The sequence below is a fragment of the Rheinheimera pleomorphica genome (genome assembly GCF_011634895.1).
GTDB classification, from domain to species: Bacteria; Pseudomonadota; Gammaproteobacteria; order Enterobacterales; family Alteromonadaceae; genus Alishewanella; species Alishewanella pleomorphica.
On sequence record NZ_SIRR01000005.1, the window covers coordinates 66,385 to 86,033 of the forward strand.

Sequence of the window (19,649 nt, forward strand, 5' to 3'; positions counted from 1 at the left end):
GCCTCATTACAAAAATTGTGGCTAAGTCTAGGGCCCGACGCCAATAACACAAGCAATAATTGCCCCCGCTAAGCAGCCTGCTGCTGAATATGCTGCTGCAGCTTAAGCGCAGCCTGTTGTAGCTGAATAAACACGGCACTGTCTTTCACCAGTTGCACCTGCGGGTCGAACACCTGATGGAAATTGGCAACCGACACTGTACCCGTTAGCCGGGCCCCCATATAGGGCGCAGCGCTTACCGCCGCCTGCAGCACGCTTTTTGCCCCACCCGGCCCCGGCGCGGCAGCAAGAAACAGCGCCGGTTTATGCTGAAAAATATGCCGCTGTGCGCGTGAGGCCCAGTCGTATAGATTTTTAAACGCAGCGGTAAAGCTACCGTTGTGCTCGGCAAAGGCCACGATCAGACCATCGGCGGCAGCAACGCGCTGTAAAAATGCACTAACCTGGGCCGGTACACCCAGCGCTTGTTCGCGCAGTTCGCTGTACACCGGTAAGTCATAATCATCAAGCTGCAGCGTCTCTACTTTGGCCTGCGGCAGCAATCTGGCCGTGCTTAACGCCAGTTGCTGATTGATCGATTGCGGGTGGTTACTGGCAGCAAAGGCGAGGATCTTCATAGCACCTCCCGCTTATTGCTTTGTGTTTGGGCTTTATCCAGGTTCAAATTACGCTCAGCCGGCAGATCACTTAAATACTCAACAAACTCCACCTCAAAGCCGGCCGGGTCAACAAAGTAAATGTTTTTGCGGTATGGGTCTTCAGCGCCGGGCTTAGCGATGGCATAACCGGCGCTTTGTAGTCTATTGATAACTGCAGTTAAATTATTGGTAACATAAGCAAAATGTGCCAAACCAACACTGTGCCCCTCAAGTTTACGGTTTGGCCCTTCACCATGATCGCTCAGCGCCAGATAATGATAATCATCACCAAAGTGCAGCCAGCGCCGTGGCTTACCGTACCACTCGCCTTTGCCTTCATCCCGGATGCGCCAGTGAGGAAAAGCCGCGCGGTAAAAATGTAACATGGCATCCATATCAGCCACCACCAGATTAACGTGCTCTAAGTACATACAGGGTCTCCTTGCATTAAGTCGACCAGCAGGGTAAAACCTTAACCTAAGTTAAGGTAAAGTGTTTTTTTGAAAAAACAGAAAAAAATCGGAGCAAACAATGTCTGAGGCAACGTGGAGCGTCGGCCGGGTAGCAAAACGCTGCGGCGTGAATGTCAGTACACTGCATTTTTACGAGCAAAAAGGCCTGATCAAAAGCTGGCGTAACAGCGGTAATCAGCGCCGGTATAAACCGGAAGTGCTGCGCCGCATAGCGGTGATTAAAGCCGCACAAAAAGTTGGTATTAGCCTGGAGGAAGTCAAACAGGCGTTTTTATCGCTGCCGGATAACCGCACACCCACTATGGATGACTGGCAGCAGTTATCAAAAGACTGGCAGCAAATGCTTGATGCCCGTATTGCCTATTTGCAAACACTGCGCGATTACCTGACCGGCTGTATTGGCTGTGGCTGCCTGAGCATGAGCAAGTGCCCGCTGTATAATCCGGATGACAAACTGGCGCAGCAAGGCTGTGGTGCGGTGATCCTGGAGCAGGCAGAACAGCGCAGTCTGGCTGATAAATCCAACACTGCCTGATTTGCCCGTTATGCGTTTTTATAGGTATGCTGTAAACACTCGCAGATAACCGTCCGTTTCGGCAAGAGCAAGGTCATGATTTCAGTTAACTATTTTGAACCCGAAAGCCAAAGCTGGCATGTTCGCAGCTGGCAGCAGTTAGCTGCGCCAATCCCGGCCGATGCCCGGCTGTGGATTAACCTGAATGATGCCAGCCTGGATGAACAAATGCAGGTACTGCAGCGCTTTGCGATTACGCCGACCATTGCCGAAGACTTTAGTCGCCAGCGCCATCCACCTAAGCTGGAGGCACAAACCGACTTTACCCTGCTAATATTGCGCGGCTATGCTGATGCTGATTTTACTGAATACACCCGCAGTGCTCAGGTTAACCTTTTGTATTCAAAACAGGTTTTAATAAGCCGCGTACATTGCCATAATACCCAGCTGCAAGAGCAGCTAACGCCGAAAATGGCCGCTGGCCAAAGTGCTGTTATTGCTGACTGGATAAAACAATTGATCCTGGCAGTATCGGCCAGTTATCTGGAAAAGCTGATTAACTTTGAAGATGAACAAAGCGAGCTGGAAGATGTGATGCTGCATCGTGGCAGCGACGAGCAGATGGCGCTTATTATGCGTTACCGCTCGGTACTGCGTAAAATTAACCGCAATCTGGCCTACCAGAAAGATATTTTCTCAGATGCGCTGTATGAAGAGCAAAATCCATTGCTGCGGCAGTTTAGCAACGCTGAAATTCGTGATTTTTATGAAAAATTTGAGCGGCTGCACAGCATGACTGATTTATACTACGATCAGCTTAGCGATCTGGTCGAAGGCTATCTGTCTACTACATCGCATCAGATCAACGAAAGAATGAAAGTCCTGACCATTGTCAGCACCATTTTTATTCCGCTAACCTTTATCGCCGGTATATACGGCATGAACTTTGTTTACATGCCCGAGCTGCAAATGCCTACCGCCTATTTTATCGTGCTGGCGGCGATGGCACTGGGCGGTATAGGCGGGCTGATTTGGTTTAAAATACGCGGCTGGTGGTAACACCAAACGGAGAGTTGTAGATGGCTGAAAACCAACCGCTGGATATTGAAGAAATAGTACGCGACAGCTTTGACGAGAACGAAGCCGGGCAGCTGACCGACAAGCTTAGCCAGCTGGAGCCGGAAGAAATCGCGATTGCGCTCGAAGCAATGCCGGTAGAGCAGCGGGTAAGCACCTGGCTAAGCCTGCGCACCGATGATCAGATAGCCGCTCTGACGTATATGCGGGTCGACGCGCGGGATAATATCTTTAAACAACTGGATGAAGCGCAACTGCGCAATCTGGTTGAAGATATGGAAGTTGACGATTTAATTGAGTTGTTAGATGAGCTGCCACAGCGCATTTACGACTACGCCTGCTCCCGGCTCGACGCCAGCCAGCGCCGTTGGCTGGATACCGCTTTAGGTTATGATGAAGATCAATGTGGTCGTTACGCTGACCACGATATGCTGATCATCAATAAAAACGCCAAAGTGCGTGATGCAATTCGCATGTTTCGCCAGTTAGCAGAAGACGCGGAATACCATGACGCCTTATTTGTCGTCGACCGCACCGGCCGCTATGTCGGCCTGGTGCATGCCACGCAATTACTGGGTCTGGGCAGCCACTTACCGATTGAAACCGTTATCGATAAAGATGCGCCGCTGGTGGAAGGTGAAATGGAGCTGGATCAGGGCTCAGATATCGTCTCGCGCTCGGGCTACACTGCCCTGGCGGTCGTCGATGCCGAGGGCAAGCTGTTGGGGCGTTTATCCATCGGCGAAGCCCTGGAAAACGTGCGGCGTAGTTTAGAAAGCCAGTTTATGCACACCGCCGGTTTAGATGAAGAGGAAGACTTGTTCGCGCCGGTGTTTGACAGCGCCAAACGCCGTGCCCTGTGGCTGGGCATAAACCTGTTAACCGCCTTTTTGGCCGCCTGGACCATAGGCTTATTTGAAGCCACCTTACAGCAAGTGGTCGCGCTGGCCGTGTTAATGCCAATAGTTGCCAGTATGGGCGGTATCGCTGGCAGCCAAACCTTAACCCTGATTATTCGCGGCCTGGCGCTGGAGCAAATTACCCCGAAAACCTATATGACACTGCTACGCAAAGAGCTTGGCGTTGGCGCTATTAACGGCGTGCTCTGGGCGTTGGTTATTGCGCTGACTACCTATTTCTGGTTTGGTGACTGGGTAATTGGCGGCATTATTGGTATGGCGATTATTATCAACATTGTGGTGGCGGCTATTGCCGGGGTCCTTATTCCAATCTGGCTGGAAAAACTGGATATTGACCCGGCCTTATCAGGCTCAGTCATTTTAACCACGGTGACTGATGTCATTGGCTTTTTTGCCTTTCTCGGCTTAGGTTCATTATTTCTGTTAGCCTAAAAAGCAACAACAATATTTGTGCTGGCAACAAGTATTGTTGCTGCTACAACTATGGCAGGCTTTTACAATAGGCAAAAATATATCGCTTGTCGGAGCACGCATGAAAATTGCGATTTTATCGCGTAATGCAGAACTGTATTCCACCAAACGTCTGGTTGAAGCCGCCACGGCCCGCGGCCATGAGGTGCAGGTAATAGACCCGCTTACCTGTTACATTAACGTTAACCGGATTAAATCCTCGATTCACCACAAAGGTGAAGCCTTAGAAGGCTTTGATGCTGTGATCCCACGTATCGGCGCCTCTATTACCTTTTACGGTACCGCTGTGCTACGTCAGTTTGAGATGATGGGGGTATACAGCTTAAATGAGTCTGTCGCCATTAGCCGGGCCCGCGACAAACTGCGCAGCCTGCAGCTGCTGGCGCGTCAAGGTATAGGCCTGCCGGTAACCGGTTTTGCCGACAAACCCGGCGATATCCCCGACTTAATTGATATGGTTGGCGGTGCACCTTTGGTGATCAAATTGCTTGAAGGCACTCAGGGTATCGGCGTAGTACTGGCCGAAACCCGCACCGCAGCAGAAAGCGTGATTGAAGCCTTTATGGGCTTAAATGCCAATATCCTAGTACAGGAATATATCCGTGAGGCCAACGGCGCCGATATCCGCTGCTTTGTCGTGGGCAACAAGGTCGTCGCCGCCATGAAACGTCAGGCCAAGGCCGGTGAGTTTCGCTCTAATCTGCACCGCGGCGGCACGGCATCCACGGTGCGGCTAAGTAAGGATGAACGCAGTACCGCGATACGTGCAGCAAAAACCATGGGCTTAAATGTGGCCGGCGTTGATTTACTGCGCTCTAACCATGGCCCTGTGGTTATGGAAGTAAACAGCTCACCGGGCTTAGAAGGCATAGAAGCGGCCACCGATAAAGATATCGCCGCGCTGACCATTGCTTTTTTAGAGCAGAAAGTGGCCGCGCATAAAACACGGCGTAAACTCAATACCAAAGGAACCGGCTAATGCAAACAGGCAGCAGAGCAGCCTTTGTGCTGGGCAACAGCACTATTCCACCCGGTAGCCGTGCCGTAGTGGATATTCCGTTTGGCAAATTGTATACCCACACTGAGCTGAATATCGGCGCCCATGTTATTCATGGCCGCAAAGACGGGCCTGTGCTGCTGGTTGCCGCGGCACTGCATGGTGATGAAATTAATGGCGTGGAAATATGCCGCCGCCTGCTAAAACTGCCAAGACTGAACCAACTAAAAGGCACCCTGGTAGTGGTGCCGATAGTGAACACTTACGGCTTTGTGCAACAGTCGCGTTATTTACCAGACCGGCGCGACTTAAACCGCAGCTTTCCCGGCAGTGAGAAAGGCTCGTTAGGCAGCCGGATGGCGTTTCAGTTTACCGATAAAATTTTAAAAAACTGTACGCATGCCATCGACTTGCACACCGGAGCTATTCACCGTTCAAATTTGCCGCAGGTGCGGGCCAGCGCAAAAGATAAGATGGCACTGCGCATGGCAGAAGTGTTTAACGCGCCGATTATTATTAAAGCGGCCAGCCGGGAGGGCACCATGCGCGGCACCGCGAACACTCTGGGCATTCCCATTTTATTGTACGAAGCCGGCGAAGCGCTGCGCTTTGATGAACAGGCAATAAATGTGGGCGTGCGTGGTATTTTAAACGTCATGACCGACCTGGGTATGCTACGCGCCGGGCGCAAACGGCCGAACACCAAATCGTTATTTTCGAAAAAGAGCAGCTGGGTTAGGGCTGAGCACGACGGCATAGCACGTTATTACGTCACCCTGGGCCAGACGGTAAAACCGGGTGATATCTTGGCGCATATCTACTCACCCTATTCTGACTTTGAAGTGGCTGTACAGGCCAGCTTTGCTGGTATTGTTATCGGCCGCAATAACCTGCCGTTAGTCAATGAAGGTGAGGCGCTGTTCCATGTGGCTGAAGTCAGCTCTTTGGCTGAAGCAGAGAAAACCCTGGATGCAATAAATGATGAAGTGGATAACGCCATGCCACCGGTGCTGGGCGAAGAATATGGCGTTGTCTGACGCGGTAATAGCCGCCTAGTCTTTTTGCACCACGACATCATAAGCGCTTAACGCCGGCAGCCGCTGCTGCAGCTGTTGCTCTATTTTATCCAGCTCTTGCATGCGCTGGCAAAACAGCGCCGATTTTGCCTCCAGCTCGACAGCCTTGGCGTCCAGGCCCAGATTAATTTTATCTACCAGCTCGCCTACTGATTGCCACTCCTGATTATCACTGCGCTCAAAGTTACTGTCAGAGTGGCGCAATGCATCACGCAGCGCCCCCCAAACGGCGCCGACAGTATGCCGGGCCAGATTATCCAGTTGCGGCTTAAGCTCGCCGTGCAAAAAATAATCCAGCTCGTTCAGACTTTGCGGTGCCAGATAAAAATGCTCGTTAGTACGCACAAAACGCGACATCCACTGAAAGGTCGTCTCGCGCACCAGCTCCCGCCACTCGGCCTGCTGTGCTTTGCTGCCAATACCGGTAAACATCGCCTCAATACTGGACAAACCCAGTTCAACACCGTCTACGGCAATACTAACAATTTCAGGTACAAATTTACGTAAACCCTGGCTGTACTGGAATAACAATTCTGTGTCTTGTGTGGTTAACGTTATCCACTCACCGCGGATAAACAATTGCTTATCGCCGTTGATCTGCACATGGGTACGGTTATTCTGCAAGATGCGGATATGCTCAGGCGCTATTAATACGCCATGTGCAAAAGCCATATTACACTCGGCAGCAGCTAGACTATGGCTACATAACAGCAGGCTGAGTAATACTTTCAGTTTCATGAGTCGGGCCCGATGATCACACTGGCATTAAGTGTACGCCCGACAGCCGCTAAGCACAGGGCCTGATACCGCAGCAGTACGGCCGGCTATCGAAAATATCACAGGAATGGCTCTATCGCCGGGCTGCCATCGATCAGCAATATCTTCGATGGCCCATATTCGCGCCGGCTACGGATCAAATCTTTACCAAAATGCACTTCCACTGCGGAAAACAGTTGCTGACGCGCAACGATTAACGTCGCGTCCAGTTTTTCGCGCCGCTGCGTCTCCAGCAATTTCACATCTTCAATCAATGCCAGCGCAACGTCACGATGCTCTTCAAACTGGTGCTGCAATTCCTGTTTACGGCTTTCTATCTGGGCATTACCTTCTATTTTTTTCAGCTTCTCCAGTTGCTCACGAATATCCTGCATGTCTTTTTTCGCTGCACTGATACTGGTACGCAATACTTCCTGCTTCTGCGCTATAGGGTCTACCAGACGGTTAAGCTCAATTAAAATATTGCTGCTCGACGGCGCCCCCAGATTACCGGTGTAAATACCGTAATCCAGATAAAAATAGCCACCTATCACCTTGCCATTCGGGTTGTCTTCCGGCCCGGCATACACCTTGGCCGCGGCAACGGCACAATGCATCATCTGCTTGTTAATGTAGACATTGCCATCACAGCTTAACCTGGCATATTGGGCAATATTACATTGAATATCGCCCTTCGCTTTCAGTTCAGTACTGTATTGGCTGTCCTTTTCCGCCGTGGCTATCTGATGGCCAATAATAGAACCGCCAATTTTAATGTCGCCGCCGGCTTCAATCAGGGTGCCTTCAACAAAGCCTTTAACAAACACATTACCACCGGCAATCACTTTCATGCCTTCGGTTACATCGCCGTTAACCACCACCGAGCCTTTAAAAATAATATGCCCGGTCGCCAGATCGACATTTTTAACGCTGAACACTTCATCGACAGTGGCCCCATTGTCAATGACCCGGGGCAAACCATCACGCGCAGCGACCAGTAAATCGGTATCGGCAGCCGATAATTCTGCACCTTCGGCCAGATTCCATTCCACTACCTGCCCGGGTACCGCAGCGATAGCCGAACCGGTAACGGTCATGCCATCAACACCCGCTGTCGGAGGATGGCGGCGCATTAAGGTGTCGCCGCTACGTACTGCAGGAATAACACCAAAATCGCGCAGATCGGCTTTTTCTTCAGATTGCACCAAAGGTTTATTGCGCCGGCTTTGCATTTCTGGGATCAGCGGTTCAAAGCGTGAGTTCTCGCCATGTACCACCGGCCTGCCGCGCGCAATCACCAGTTTTACTTTGCTGCCAGGCTCGGCCTTACTGGCATGGCTAACCAATTTGATAATATGCTCTTTGCTAAAGCCAAATACGATACCGGCTTCCTGCGCACTTTTTACCAACGCATTGGCCGAGACCGGCGCGCCGCCCCAGGCCGCAGTAATGATAGCAGCGGCCGACATTTGATCATCGGCAATGTTAAAACTGATCTCGGCATCACGCTTTTCAGCTATACGATATGTCAGCAGTGCGCCTTCAGGCTGCAGCTTTTCTTTAATTTTTTGCTGGATTTGTTGGTACTCTACCAACAAATTGGTGATTTGATCCTGAATAATCAGGCAACGGCCAAAACCGGCGGCCTGCAGCTGGGTATTTACGTCATGCGCACTGAGTGCGTCAAGCGTCACTGGCACGGCTATTTTTATACTATTGTTGTGCTCGGTAAATTGCATAAGGCTTCACACTGTTAATTACTGCACGTAAGCTCAGCTAATGAAACAAATAACCGGCGCAAAGGCAAGCCCTGATTAATACTGCAGGGCCATTTAGCCTGATAATATTAAATATAGTTTTCCTGGTGAATACGAATAAACAAGTCTGTACCTTTTTTACTGTAATCCACTTTATATTCTTTATTATTAATTGCCTGAATAAATAACAGCGTTTTCACTTCGCCAAACACGTCAGAACTGGAAATGTCGACCACCTCCATATAACGCTCTTTGGCTTCTGCGCGGTTGGCAGGAACACTTTCAGTGAACAGTTTAACGCCATGCCGGGTGACAATAATATTTGGATCATCATCATCATTCACCACAACCAAATCTAGCTTTTTGTTTTTGTGGATCAAGGTGTTACGACCGCTAACCAAAAAAGGCTTTTCGTAATTATTCATTTACTACCCTGCTAAACCTGTGATAATGCCAATATTATGATACAGACGGCCCAGAGTGTCTAGGTGACTGTATTTTGTATTAATTGTAGTCTGGCCTGATTAATTTGCCGACATAATTGCTCTGCGTCATGCTCAGCCAGACTTACCGGAATAAACACGTCAAACCCGGTTTGGCTGTTTAACCTTTGCATGCGCCAGGCAAAAGCCGCCTTAATGCCATTATACTGTTGCCGCTTCGTACTAAAATTGTCACCTTCAGCCAGTAACTCACTGGCACACTGACCATCGCTGCAGCCCTGGCGCACAGCGGCAATATACAATGCCCGCTGCTCCGTCATAATCCGCACGGCTAAACGCGGGGGCAATTGTTGCAAAAAGCTGTCATAGTCTGTCAGCCTGAAGGCGATAAACGCCATACCTTGTTGGTTATACTGCGGTATACCACTGTACAGAAAGCCATGCCAAGGCAATACCCAGCTGCCATGGCGGTGCTGATAGCGTACGCCAGCCTTGTCATACTGCAAAAAATATTTTGGCTGCGCCAATTTCGCCCAGCCAGCAAACACACCCAAACCGGCAGCAACTATCGCCAGTGCATGCCAGACAGCCAACTGCTCTAACCACTGTAAACTGAGTAGCAACACCAATAATATGGCGCCGCTGATTAACATCAGGCTGGCACCACCCCGGCTTTCTGCCCCTTGAATTTGTACTGTCTGCATCTGCTTTTGCACTTTGTCACCCCTGTGGGTTTTCGATGACAGGAGATCCGTAAAAGTTCCACAGCCACACTGTACATCTTGCCGTCAATCTGCGCAAACCCATGCGGCTAAATCGACCAACGCCTACAGCATTGCGATAACAGGAAATCTAAACCGCCGTTTCTTCCATACAATAAGGCTGGATTTCTTATTAGCGGTTACATGGGGTTACTGTGGCAAAATTACATTCAAAACTGATCTGGTTTATCCTGATCGCGCTGGCGCTCTTTGTCGGCTATCTGTACTGGGCGCCCAGCCAGCAATCTGAAGCCCGACGCGGTCCGGCCAGTGTAGCGGTAAGTACTGCCAAAGTTGAAACCAAAGCCATGATCCGCAGTGTCAGTTCGCTTGGCACCGGCATTTCTAATAATTCGATTACGCTGATATCCCCCACCAGTGACTTTATTACCGAGCTAAATGTACGCGAAGGCAAACGGGTGCAAAAAGGTGACGTCATTGCCCGGCTGCATGATGTTGAAGAGCGTGCCAGAGTGACCGAGCTGGAGGGCATTTTGGAAGATCAGAAGCGCCAGCTGGCGCGACTGAAAAACCTGGCAACCACCCAGGCCACCGCCCAGTCTTTGTTGGATGAGCAACAAACCAAGGTTAATACCACTTTAGCACAGCTGGATATTGCCAAAGCCCAACTGGCTGAGATGATCATCAGCGCACCTTTTGACGGCTATCTAGGCCTGCGTCAGGTCAGTGAAGGTGCTTATATTAATGCCGGCACCGTGATCACTACGCTGGACGATTTGAGCACCTTACGTGTTGCCTTCAGCGTTGCCGAGCATTATCTGGCCGACATTAAAGTAGGTATGCCACTAAGCGTAACTAACGCCGCTTACGGTGAGGTGCGTTTTAACGGCAAGGTAAGTGCGGTAGATACCCGGCTCGACCCGGTAACCCGCACCGTAACCGTGCATGGCGCACTGCCCAACAGCGATTTACGCCTGCGCCCCGGTATGCTGCTAAATGTCAAACTGGAGCTGGATAACCGCATGGCAATGCAAATTTCCGAAAAAGCGCTGGTACCGCAACAGCAAAAGCAATTTGTGTATAAAGTGGATGCCGACAACAAGGTGCAGCAGGTTGAAGTGACTATCGGCCAGCGCATTCCGGGCTGGGTCGAAATTTTATCCGGCCTGGAAGAAGGCGATGAGGTGGTGGTAGAAGGCATTCAGAAACTGCGCTCAGGCCTGACGATTAACCGGGTCGGAGGTTAAGCATGTGGTTATCTGATACCTCGGTTAAACGGCCGGTATTTGCCAGCGTCGTCAATTTGCTGCTGGTGGTATTTGGCATTGTTTGCTTTAGTATGCTGCCGCTGCGGGAATATCCGGATATTGACACCCCTATTGTTAGTATCAGTACGAACTACCCCGGCGCCTCGGCCGAGATTGTTGAATCGAAAATTACCCAACTGCTGGAAGATCGCATCAGTGGTGTTGAAGGCATAAAAAATATTAACTCTACCAGCCGCAATGGTCGCTCGAATATATCTATCGAGTTTAATGTTGAACGCGATATTGATTCGGCTGCCAATGACGTGCGCGACCGCGTATCGCGGGCCCTGAACAACTTACCGGATCAGGCCGACCCGCCAGAAGTCTCCAAAGCCAGTGATGATGAAGATACCATCGCCTGGTTTGTGTTAAACAGCGAAACCATGACTTCACTGGAGCTGACCGATTATGCTGACCGCTATATTGTCGAGCGTTTTTCGGTGGTTGACGGTGTCGCCCGCCTGCAACTGGGCGGTGCCCGGGATTATGCGATGCGTATCTGGCTGGACCGTGACGCCATGGCATCGCGCGGCGTTACCGTGCAGGATATTGAGAACGTGCTGCGCGCAGAAAACGTCGAATTGCCCGCCGGTAACATTAAATCAGACGAGCGCGATTTTACCGTCCGCGTGATCCGCAGTTATAAAACTCAGGATGACTTTCGCAAACTGGTCATTAAGCGTGGCAGTAATAATTATCTGGTGCGGCTGGGCGAAGTCGCGGATGTCTTGCTTACCGCTGAGAACGAAGAAAGCGAGTTCCGTGGTGACGGCAAAAACCTGCTCGGTATCGGTATTATTAAGCAGTCAAAGGCCAATACGCTGGAAGTTGTGCAAGCTGCCCGGGCCGAGATGGAACGCATTAAGCAAACCTTGCCTGCCGGTACTACCATAGAGCCGGGCTACGATTCCTCACTGTTTATCGCGGAATCGATTAAAGAAGTGTACAACACGCTGGCCATCGCCATGGTGCTGGTGGTGGTGGTGATCTTTTTATTCCTCGGTAATATCCGCGCCACCTTTATTCCGGCGGTAACAGTACCGGTGGCACTGGTAGCGGCAGTCACCGTATTGTTTGCGCTGGATTTTTCAGTAAACCTGCTCACCTTACTGGCCATGGTGCTGGCAATAGGTCTGGTGGTGGATGACTCTATCGTGGTACTGGAAAACATCTACCGCCGCATAGAGCTGGGCGAACATCCGCTGGTGGCCTCTTACCGCGGTGCCCGCGAAGTGGGCTTTGCCGTTGTCGCCACCACCCTGGTGTTAATTTCTGTATTTGTGCCCTTGGTGTTTATGCAAGGCCAGCTGGGTAAGCTGTTTACCGAATTTGCCCTGGCCATCGCTGCGGCCGTGGCGTTTTCCAGCGTTACTGCCTTAACGCTATCCCCCATGCTGTGCAGTAAACTACTAACGCACCAAAAACGCGAAAGCAAGTTAGGCTTGTGGTTACATGCCGCCTTTCATAAGCTTGAAGCCGCTTACCGGCGCCAGCTGGATGTGGTTTGTGCGACACGCTGGCCGGTAATGGTGGTGGTTGCGCTGTGTTTTGTTGCCAGTTATCTGCTGGTAAAACTGCTACCCAGCGAGCTGGCGCCACCGGAAGACCGCGGCACATTTTTCGTTATGATGAGTCCGGCCGAAGGGGCCAGCTATGCCAGCAACAGCCGTAATATGCGCCTGATTGAAGACGTCCTGATGCCTTATTATCAACAAGGCGAGTTTAACCGTTTACTGGTGCGGGTACCCGGCTGGGGCAATAGTGGCGGTGTCGCCATTGTTGGCACCGAAAACTGGCACAATGGCAAGCGCCGTACGCAGGAGCTGATGGGCGAAGTGGGCCAAAAACTGAACGAGATCCCCGATGTACGTGCTTTTACCTTTATGCGCAGTGGCTTAGGTGGCAGCGGCGGCGGCGGCCGGCCCATTCAGTTTGTGTTGCAGGGTAACACTTATGAAGAGCTGGCACGCTGGCGCGATATTGTTATTAGCAAGGCAGCAGAAAACCCGAATATTCTGATGTTGGACCACGATTACAAAGAAACGGTACCGCAGGTATTGGTCGATATTAATACCGAGCGCGCCGGCGATTTGGGTATTTCGGTTGGCGCTATCGGCCGCTCCCTTGAGGCGATGCTGGGCGGACGCCGCGTTACTACCTTCCTCGACCGCGGTAAAGAGTATGACGTGATTATTGAAGGACTGGATGATGACTTCACCGCCCCCGGCAGTATCACGAATGTCTACTTACGCTCTGAAACGTCCGGCCAACTTATTCCGTTGGATAATCTGGTCACCTTACGCGAAGAGGCAACCTCTTCCAGCCTGAACCGCTATAACCGTATGCGCAGTATTACGCTTACCGCCAGTATGGCGCCAGGTTATAGCCTGGGTGAAGCGCTGGAGTATCTGGAAAACATTGTTAAAACCGAAATTCAGGACACGGTAGGCATTGACTACAAAGGCGAGTCCCTGCTGTTTCAGGAAAGTGGCAGCTCTACGCTGATGGTGTTTATTCTGGCGTTACTGATCACCTATCTGGTGCTGGCGGCGCAGTTTGAAAGCTTTGTTCACCCGCTGGTGATCCTGATCACCGTACCGCTGGGATTGGTAGGCGCTTTATCTGGTCTGTACTTTACCGGCATGAGCCTGAACATATACAGCCAGATTGGTTTAGTGATGCTGATTGGTCTGGTGGCAAAAAATGGCATCCTGATTGTCGAATTTGCCAACCAGCTACGCGATGCCGGCGTTGAGTTTAGTCAGGCGATAAAACAAGCTGCCAGCCAGCGCCTGCGGCCCATCGTCATGACCGCCTTTACCACGGCAATGAGCAGCATACCGCTGATTGTCGCCTCAGGGCCGGGCTCAGAAAGCCGGATGGTGATAGGTATGGTGATCTTCTCCGGCGTAGCACTGGCCACCCTGATGACAATCTACGTCGTGCCGGTAACCTATATGGTCATAGCACGCAACACCGGCTCGCCGAAACGGCTGGAGCAAAAGCTGCATCAGCTGGAAAACGAAGCACCGGATGAACACGCTGCAGACGAGGTGCACCCGCACTAGGTGTTCAGCAGTGTGCTGTTAAACATGCTTAATTAAGGCGCCAACCGGCGCCTTAATTATTTGGCTTCGCCCCTATTGGGCACGGTGCCAGTATGCTGGCCTCATATCTGCAGGCGCGGCTTGTACATGGCAAAATCATTCGCGAAAAGATCGATCCAGCGCTATCTTGCGTACTAACAGGCCATCACTATCAGCGACGGCCTAAAACAGGAGTAATACCATGGCAATACAAACCGCCACCTTTGGCGCAGGCTGCTTTTGGTGTATCGAAGCGGCAATGAACCAGTTAAACGGTGTGATAGTGGCACTAAGTGGCTATATGGGCGGTAGCGCCGACAGCGCAAATTATCAGCGCGTCTGTGATGGTGACACCGGCCATGCCGAGGTGGTACAACTGCAGTTTGACGATAGCCTGTTAAGTTTTCAGCAGCTTTGTCTGGTGTTTTTCAGCCTGCATGATCCAACCCAACTGAATCGGCAGGGACATGATATTGGCAGCCAGTATCGCTCGGTCATTTTTTACCATAATGACGAGCAGCGGGACCTTGCACTACAGATAATCAACCAGCTTAGCGCTGAACAGGTATTCGATGCGGCTATCGTCACTGAACTCAGCCCGGCTAGTGCGTTTTTTGTCGCCGAAGAATATCATCAAGGCTACTTTTTACAGCATCCCGGCCAGGGCTATTGCCAGGTCGTGGTAGCGCCCAAACTGGCTAAATTCCGTCAGCGGTATCAGGAGTTATTAAAGCATGACGCTTAGCAGCACTGCGTTTTTACTTTCACTATTAACCAGCGTCAGTGGCATGGTGCAGGCAGAGCAGCAGGTGCCGCTGCGCTTTTGTTTTGAAGACAAACAACTGCTGCCTTACTACGCTGGCGAAGGCGCCCGGGTTGCAAGCCCGCCGGGTGTGACCATTGAACATTTGCAAGCCGCAATTACCGATGTGCCGCAGTTACAAATGCAACTGCAGCGTAAACCCTGGTTACGTTGCCTGCAGCTATTGCAGCAAAATAAAGTAGATGCGCTGGTGGCTACCTACGCCACATCGCGAACTAACTTCGCCGTGTTTCCAATGCGTCAGGCAGGTGTTCCGGATGCCAATCTGGCACTTAGCCAGCATGCCACTTGCCTGGTGCAACGCTCGGGCGATAACCTGATGCAGCGCCTTAATGCTGGAGTGGTTATTGCCAGGCCACTGGGCTATGTTACGCCGGTGTATCCGCAAGGAGTGAATATCGTAGAAGTGCAATCACAACAGCAGGCCTTTAAGCTGGTACAAGAAGGCAGAGTAGACGCCACCACCAGTCTGTGCGAAGTAAACCACGTGCCTTTGCCGTCATATCTGAGCACAGCGTTACAGGTGCTAAGGCCGCCGCTGTACCGCACCACTGGTTATCTGGTGTTTAGCAAGGCATTTTATCAGCAACATCCGGCTCTGGCGCAGCAGTTATGGCAAGTACTGAAACAACACCGTCAGAGCGAACGGTATTTTCAGTACCTGCAAGCAGAAGAGCAACAACCGGCCAATGATCTCCCTTAGCCAGCCACGCGGCTACTTTGCTAATGTGGCGTATAACTCAGGCTAAGACCAAAATTGATCCCTGCCGTGGCATAGCCGGCACTGCTTTGATAGTGTTTATCAAACAGGTTATCTACTTTCGCCCGCACGGCCAGTGTTTGACTCCACTGATAGCTGCCGCCGAGGCCCCACAACGTAAAACCACCTAAATCACTCACCGGTGCAAAAGCGCCCTGATAGGTTTCGCTTTGATAATCCGCACTGACGAATACCGACCAGGTATCTGCATCATACATACCGCGCCAGTTAATGCTATGCTCAGGCCGACGCTCCAGCTTAAAACCAGTGCTATGGTTTTCGCTATCCAGCCAGGTATAGGCAACGTCAGTACTCAGTTGTTGCCATTGTTGTTTTACACTGAACTCAACGCCGCGAATACTGGCTAATAGCACGTTTTCTGCCTGCTCTACGCCCTGAATTAAATTAGTCACATCGCGATCAAACCAGGCCAACTGGGCTGTGTGTCCACCACGCTGGTACGTTAATGCCACCTCGTCAGAAATTGACTGCTGCGGCTTTAAATCAGGATTGGCAAAGCCGGGGTAATACAGTTCGTTAAAGCTTGGCGCTTTAAAAGCCGCGCCCCGACTGACGCGCAGCTGCCAGTGCTCAGACAATTGATAGCCGCCTGCCAGTTGCCAGGTGTTATTGCCACCATACTGATTGATCAGATCGCGCCGCACTGTAGCTTCCAGTTGCAGCGCCGCTTGTTGATAAGTTAAACCGGCAAACAGCGCCCGGTTTATCCGGCTGTCCTGTTCAAAGTTTGGCGCGGCCTTGCTGACCTGCTCCTGATACCAATTCACCCCCGCCAGTACATTAAGCGTATCAGTTAATGCTGTCGCAGCCTGATAGCTAAATTCGTCACGTTCGGTATTAAACGGGCTGCGTGAATCAGGGCCAAAGGTTGCTTCACGGTCAAGGTTGCGGCTTAGCTGTGCCTGATGCTGCCATTGCCCGTACTGATGCTGCCAACCCAGCAGATAAGCACGGTTCAATGTATCGGTTTCATCTTCACTGCCCCAGGCAGTGTCAAACTGATAAAAACCCGAGTTAACATCAGCCTGCGCTGTTACTACCCCCAGCGTGGTCTGATAATCGGCCGCCAGCTTAATAAACTTCTGGTTGTAGCCATCTTTATCAGGGTCCAGATCTTCGCGCACATTAAAGCCATCTGCCCGGCTTACCCCCGCAGTAGCACTTAACCGAAGCGCCCCGGAGTTGTGGCTGACACTCATGTCTGTTGCCGCCTGACCATAGCTACCCATACTGGCATTCAGTTCAACCCCGGCCGCGCGGCGGGTCGTAATGGCAATAACACCCGATAACGCATCTGAGCCATACCAGGCCGCGCGTGAGCCGCGGATCACTTCAATGCGCTCGATCAGCTCCAGCGGCAGCATCGCCAGCGACTTATAGCCTAACGTCGCGGAGCCGCTGCGCACGCCATCAATCAAAACCAGTGTATGGCCGGTATTACCACCGCGAATATATACCCCACTACTTTGGCCACGGCCACCGTCACGCGATAAGTTAACACCAGGCAGTTGCGCCAGCAGTGCTGGTAAATCATTGGCCTGGCGGGCGACAATCTCATCGCGCTGCAGCACTGTCACACTGGCCAGTACCTCTTGCTGTGGTGTTGCCGTGCGGTTGGCGTAAATACTGATATGTTCGATGTCCTCAGCATAGGCTGAGCAAAAACAGGATGCGACCATCAAGGCCGCTAAAGCAGGTTTAAACATGTAAGCTCCAACAATGTGCCCACCGCACATCTGACAAGTTAAGGAATTTTTTCTGGCCGGTCTCCGGGCTGACAACCTGCTTGCGCCTGTCTCCGCCTTCCCATCTTGCGACAGTGGCTGTGGGGACAGTTCAGTTGTTTACCGTTGCGGGGGCAGCTCTGGCTTTACACCAGATTCCCGTTTACCTGCAGTGGCCTGCAGCACCTGAAAAAGCGGCTCCCTGTTGGAGCCGCGAGCAGTTTACGCTGAAGCGGCTAAATGTCAATAGCCGTCTGGATAGCTAAATATGCTCTACTGCTAGTCGCGGAAGTTTTTAAACTGAAATGGCTGGCCCAGATCAGAAGTGCGCACCAACTGCATTACCGCCTGCAAATCGTCACGCTTTTTACCGGTAACACGCAGCTCTTCGCCCTGAATGGCCACCTGCACCTTAATATTACTGTCTTTAACAAGCTTAACGATTTTCTTTGCCATGTCTTTATCAATGCCCTGCTTAATGCTGACATGGCGCGTGATAAACTTACCGTGACGCTCTTCTTTTTCAATTTTGAAACTACTGACATCCAACTGCAACTTGCTGGCTTTAGTCGCAAAAATATCGAATAACTGCATCACTTGCTGATCCGCTTCAGCAGTCAGCTCAATTTGCTCTTTGTTTAGCTCAATCTTGGCGTTAACACCGCGAAAATCAAAACGGGTTTCAAGCTCCCGCTTGGCGTTTTCCACCGCGTTTTTAGCCTGGTTCATATCAATTTCCGAAACAATATCGAATGAAGGCATGACAAGTCTCCTTTGCTTAAGCCATTCTGTCTGCTGGTGATTATAACCAGAAAACTGTTACAATCCGAGCGACTTCTGGATCGGGGACTCGTTGTGTCGCAAGCTTTTTATCGCAGGTTGTGTCTGCTGTGCTTTTTATTGGCTACCGCAGGTTTTTTAGCTGAACTCAGTGGCCATAAAATTGGCGGCGGTTTCGCGCATTTAGATAAAGTGGCGCATTTTGCTATTTTTGCGGTGCTGGCGGCCCTGTTGTGGAAAGGTTTTAAACTTAAAGCCCTGACCGCCTTTATAATATTGGGTGGTTATGGCGGTGCCATTGAACTGGTACAGGACAACTTTACCCGCCGCAATGGTGATTGGTGGGATTTACTGGCGGATATTGCCGGCGTAGTCAGTTTTTATCTGGTGCGGGCCCTGTGGCACAAAATACGCCCACGCAGCCAGCGTTAAACTGGACTATCGTTGGCCAGGGCGCTATTGGCGCACTGGCGGCGTGTCACCTAAAACAGGCCGGGTATCCGCTCAGCCTGTGGCTGCGACAGCCTCGCCCACTACAGATCCACTTTGCCGGTCAGCAGTGGGAATTCTCACCGTCTGACAGCGCCATTGACGCCGTACTGATACCGGTAAAAAGCTATGCGCTGCTTGATGCCGTGCACCAGCTGCTACCGCACCTCAGTGCTCATGCTCAAATAGTATTAAGCCATAACGGTATGGGGACCATCGATGCGGTGTTACCTTTATTGCAACCTGGCCAGGGCTTATGGTTTCTCACCACCACCCACGGCGCTTTAAAGCAAGGTGCCAGCTTACAACATACCGGCAAAGGCCAAAGCGTATTAGCCGCGCTAAACCGTGCGGCCGCGCCCTATTGTCAGGCCGTATTGCAAGCAATGAATGCGGCGCTGGGGCCGGTTACCCTGACAGAGGATATTACGCCGTTTTTATGGCAAAAACTGGCAATAAATGCCGCGATAAATCCACTCACAGCGTTGTATAACTGCCGCAACGGTGAGCTGCGACAAACACAATTCCAATCCACGCTGGCAGCGGTATTACAGGAAGTCTGCCAGGTGGCCAGCGCCTGTGGCGTGGCATTGGACGAAGCCCAGCTGCAGCTCAAACTGCAGCAGGTGCTTAGTGCAACGGCAGAAAATTATTCATCTATGCAGCAGGATATTGCCCATAAACGCCGTACCGAGATTGACGCTATCACCGGCTATGTAGTACGTCAGGCGGCACGCTTTGCTATAGCGGTACCGCACAACAGTGCACTGCTTGAACAAGTGCTGCAACTACAGTTAAAGCTGCAATCTTAAAGG

19 protein-coding genes and 1 riboswitch are annotated in these 19,649 nt (G+C 51.4%); of the genes, 11 read left to right on the forward strand and 8 right to left on the reverse strand.

From position 1 onward, the window contains the following. Nucleotides 1-68: 68 nt before the first annotated feature. Together EYB30_RS05215 and EYB30_RS05220 are read right to left on the reverse strand one after the other, a co-directional pair. Complete coding sequence (locus EYB30_RS05215) at nt 69-617, reverse strand: NADPH-dependent FMN reductase (protein WP_166837867.1); 549 nt, start codon at nt 615-617, stop codon at nt 69-71. Further along, the gene (locus tag EYB30_RS05220) at nt 614-1,069 is read right to left on the reverse strand and encodes a VOC family protein (protein ID WP_166837868.1); all 456 of its coding nucleotides are present in this window, start codon (nt 1,067-1,069) and stop codon (nt 614-616) included. The genes EYB30_RS05215 and EYB30_RS05220 overlap by 4 nt, the downstream gene beginning before the upstream one ends. A gap of 100 nt (nt 1,070-1,169) precedes the next feature. Between EYB30_RS05220 and soxR the strand changes: the two genes are divergently transcribed. The 5 genes from soxR (at nt 1,170) to EYB30_RS05245 (ending at nt 6,127) form a co-directional block, all read left to right on the forward strand. Then, the gene (gene soxR, locus EYB30_RS05225; RefSeq protein ID WP_166837869.1) at nt 1,170-1,646 is read left to right on the forward strand and encodes a redox-sensitive transcriptional activator SoxR; all 477 of its coding nucleotides are present in this window, start codon (nt 1,170-1,172) and stop codon (nt 1,644-1,646) included. A gap of 75 nt (nt 1,647-1,721) precedes the next feature. Continuing rightward, complete coding sequence (locus EYB30_RS05230) at nt 1,722-2,684, forward strand: magnesium transporter CorA family protein (protein WP_166837870.1); 963 nt, start codon at nt 1,722-1,724, stop codon at nt 2,682-2,684. A 20-nt stretch (nt 2,685-2,704) separates the two neighbouring features. Continuing rightward, nucleotides 2,705-4,054: a magnesium transporter gene (mgtE, locus tag EYB30_RS05235; protein WP_166837871.1), complete on the forward strand. Its 1,350-nt coding sequence runs from the start codon at nt 2,705-2,707 to the stop codon at nt 4,052-4,054. A gap of 100 nt (nt 4,055-4,154) precedes the next feature. Beyond that, nucleotides 4,155-5,072 carry a 30S ribosomal protein S6--L-glutamate ligase gene (rimK, locus tag EYB30_RS05240; RefSeq protein ID WP_166837872.1) on the forward strand — a complete coding sequence of 306 codons (918 nt, stop codon included), beginning with the start codon at nt 4,155-4,157 and terminating at the stop codon, nt 5,070-5,072. Continuing rightward, the gene (locus EYB30_RS05245; RefSeq protein WP_166837873.1) at nt 5,072-6,127 is read left to right on the forward strand and encodes a succinylglutamate desuccinylase/aspartoacylase family protein; all 1,056 of its coding nucleotides are present in this window, start codon (nt 5,072-5,074) and stop codon (nt 6,125-6,127) included. The genes rimK and EYB30_RS05245 overlap by 1 nt, the downstream gene beginning before the upstream one ends. A gap of 15 nt (nt 6,128-6,142) precedes the next feature. Here EYB30_RS05245 and EYB30_RS05250 read toward each other — a convergent pair whose 3' ends face one another. From EYB30_RS05250 to EYB30_RS05265, 4 genes are all read right to left on the reverse strand, one after another. Continuing rightward, on the reverse strand, nt 6,143-6,904 hold the full coding sequence (locus EYB30_RS05250) for a DUF2884 family protein (protein ID WP_206674571.1): 762 nt from the start codon (nt 6,902-6,904) through the stop codon (nt 6,143-6,145). Nucleotides 6,905-7,002: 98 nt separating this feature from the next. Next, nucleotides 7,003-8,661, reverse strand: coding sequence for a DUF342 domain-containing protein (locus EYB30_RS05255; protein ID WP_166837874.1), 1,659 nt, complete (start codon nt 8,659-8,661; stop codon nt 7,003-7,005). A 107-nt stretch (nt 8,662-8,768) separates the two neighbouring features. Then, nucleotides 8,769-9,104, reverse strand: coding sequence for a hypothetical protein (locus tag EYB30_RS05260; RefSeq protein ID WP_166837875.1), 336 nt, complete (start codon nt 9,102-9,104; stop codon nt 8,769-8,771). 59 nt (nt 9,105-9,163) lie between these two features. Continuing rightward, nucleotides 9,164-9,838, reverse strand: coding sequence for a DUF2982 domain-containing protein (locus EYB30_RS05265; protein ID WP_241697971.1), 675 nt, complete (start codon nt 9,836-9,838; stop codon nt 9,164-9,166). A gap of 200 nt (nt 9,839-10,038) precedes the next feature. Between EYB30_RS05265 and EYB30_RS05270 the strand changes: the two genes are divergently transcribed. The 4 genes from EYB30_RS05270 (at nt 10,039) to EYB30_RS05285 (ending at nt 15,763) form a co-directional block, all read left to right on the forward strand. Then, nucleotides 10,039-11,091: an efflux RND transporter periplasmic adaptor subunit gene (locus EYB30_RS05270; protein WP_166837876.1), complete on the forward strand. Its 1,053-nt coding sequence runs from the start codon at nt 10,039-10,041 to the stop codon at nt 11,089-11,091. 2 nt (nt 11,092-11,093) lie between these two features. Beyond that, complete coding sequence (locus tag EYB30_RS05275) at nt 11,094-14,219, forward strand: efflux RND transporter permease subunit (RefSeq protein WP_166837877.1); 3,126 nt, start codon at nt 11,094-11,096, stop codon at nt 14,217-14,219. Nucleotides 14,220-14,439: 220 nt separating this feature from the next. Next, a complete protein-coding gene (gene msrA / locus EYB30_RS05280) occupies nt 14,440-14,982 on the forward strand; it encodes a peptide-methionine (S)-S-oxide reductase MsrA (RefSeq protein ID WP_166837878.1) in 543 nt (180 codons plus the stop codon). After that, entirely contained in the window at nt 14,972-15,763 is a 792-nt protein-coding gene (locus EYB30_RS05285) for a substrate-binding periplasmic protein (protein ID WP_166837879.1), read from the forward strand. Before msrA ends, EYB30_RS05285 begins: the two co-directional genes overlap by 11 nt. A 20-nt stretch (nt 15,764-15,783) precedes the next feature. On the opposite strand, the gene EYB30_RS05290 is transcribed toward EYB30_RS05285, so the two are convergent. Both EYB30_RS05290 and EYB30_RS05295 read right to left on the reverse strand, forming a co-directional pair. Then, a complete protein-coding gene (locus tag EYB30_RS05290) occupies nt 15,784-17,547 on the reverse strand; it encodes a TonB-dependent receptor domain-containing protein (RefSeq protein ID WP_166837880.1) in 1,764 nt (587 codons plus the stop codon). 37 nt (nt 17,548-17,584) lie between these two features. Then, a riboswitch (cobalamin riboswitch) is annotated at nt 17,585-17,770 on the reverse strand. A gap of 74 nt (nt 17,771-17,844) precedes the next feature. Further along, a complete protein-coding gene (locus tag EYB30_RS05295; RefSeq protein WP_166837881.1) occupies nt 17,845-18,327 on the reverse strand; it encodes a YajQ family cyclic di-GMP-binding protein in 483 nt (160 codons plus the stop codon). A gap of 93 nt (nt 18,328-18,420) precedes the next feature. Here EYB30_RS05295 and EYB30_RS05300 point away from each other — a divergent pair, with 93 nt between their 5' ends. Both EYB30_RS05300 and EYB30_RS05305 read left to right on the forward strand, forming a co-directional pair. Beyond that, nucleotides 18,421-18,777 carry a VanZ family protein gene (locus tag EYB30_RS05300; protein ID WP_166837882.1) on the forward strand — a complete coding sequence of 119 codons (357 nt, stop codon included), beginning with the start codon at nt 18,421-18,423 and terminating at the stop codon, nt 18,775-18,777. Further along, a complete protein-coding gene (locus EYB30_RS05305; protein WP_166837883.1) occupies nt 18,744-19,646 on the forward strand; it encodes a ketopantoate reductase family protein in 903 nt (300 codons plus the stop codon). The genes EYB30_RS05300 and EYB30_RS05305 overlap by 34 nt, the downstream gene beginning before the upstream one ends. The last annotated feature ends 3 nt before the right edge of the window (nt 19,647-19,649 follow it).

Excerpts from the sequence above, each read along its gene's own strand:
- EYB30_RS05255 (WP_166837874.1), bottom strand. The coding sequence starts at position 8,661 with ATGCAATTTACCGAGCACAACAATAGTATAAAAATAGCCGTGCCAGTG.
- rimK (WP_166837872.1), top strand. The coding sequence starts at position 4,155 with ATGAAAATTGCGATTTTATCGCGTAATGCAGAACTGTATTCCACCAAA.
- EYB30_RS05295 (WP_166837881.1), bottom strand. The coding sequence starts at position 18,327 with ATGCCTTCATTCGATATTGTTTCGGAAATTGATATGAACCAGGCTAAA.
- EYB30_RS05290 (WP_166837880.1), bottom strand. The coding sequence starts at position 17,547 with ATGTTTAAACCTGCTTTAGCGGCCTTGATGGTCGCATCCTGTTTTTGC.
- EYB30_RS05245 (WP_166837873.1), top strand. The coding sequence starts at position 5,072 with ATGCAAACAGGCAGCAGAGCAGCCTTTGTGCTGGGCAACAGCACTATT.
- EYB30_RS05285 (WP_166837879.1), top strand. The coding sequence starts at position 14,972 with ATGACGCTTAGCAGCACTGCGTTTTTACTTTCACTATTAACCAGCGTC.
- mgtE (WP_166837871.1), top strand. The coding sequence starts at position 2,705 with ATGGCTGAAAACCAACCGCTGGATATTGAAGAAATAGTACGCGACAGC.
- EYB30_RS05275 (WP_166837877.1), top strand. The coding sequence starts at position 11,094 with ATGTGGTTATCTGATACCTCGGTTAAACGGCCGGTATTTGCCAGCGTC.
- EYB30_RS05215 (WP_166837867.1), bottom strand. The coding sequence starts at position 617 with ATGAAGATCCTCGCCTTTGCTGCCAGTAACCACCCGCAATCGATCAAT.
- soxR (WP_166837869.1), top strand. The coding sequence starts at position 1,170 with ATGTCTGAGGCAACGTGGAGCGTCGGCCGGGTAGCAAAACGCTGCGGC.
- EYB30_RS05260 (WP_166837875.1), bottom strand. The coding sequence starts at position 9,104 with ATGAATAATTACGAAAAGCCTTTTTTGGTTAGCGGTCGTAACACCTTG.
- msrA (WP_166837878.1), top strand. The coding sequence starts at position 14,440 with ATGGCAATACAAACCGCCACCTTTGGCGCAGGCTGCTTTTGGTGTATC.
- EYB30_RS05220 (WP_166837868.1), bottom strand. The coding sequence starts at position 1,069 with ATGTACTTAGAGCACGTTAATCTGGTGGTGGCTGATATGGATGCCATG.
- EYB30_RS05230 (WP_166837870.1), top strand. The coding sequence starts at position 1,722 with ATGATTTCAGTTAACTATTTTGAACCCGAAAGCCAAAGCTGGCATGTT.
- EYB30_RS05250 (WP_206674571.1), bottom strand. The coding sequence starts at position 6,904 with ATGAAACTGAAAGTATTACTCAGCCTGCTGTTATGTAGCCATAGTCTA.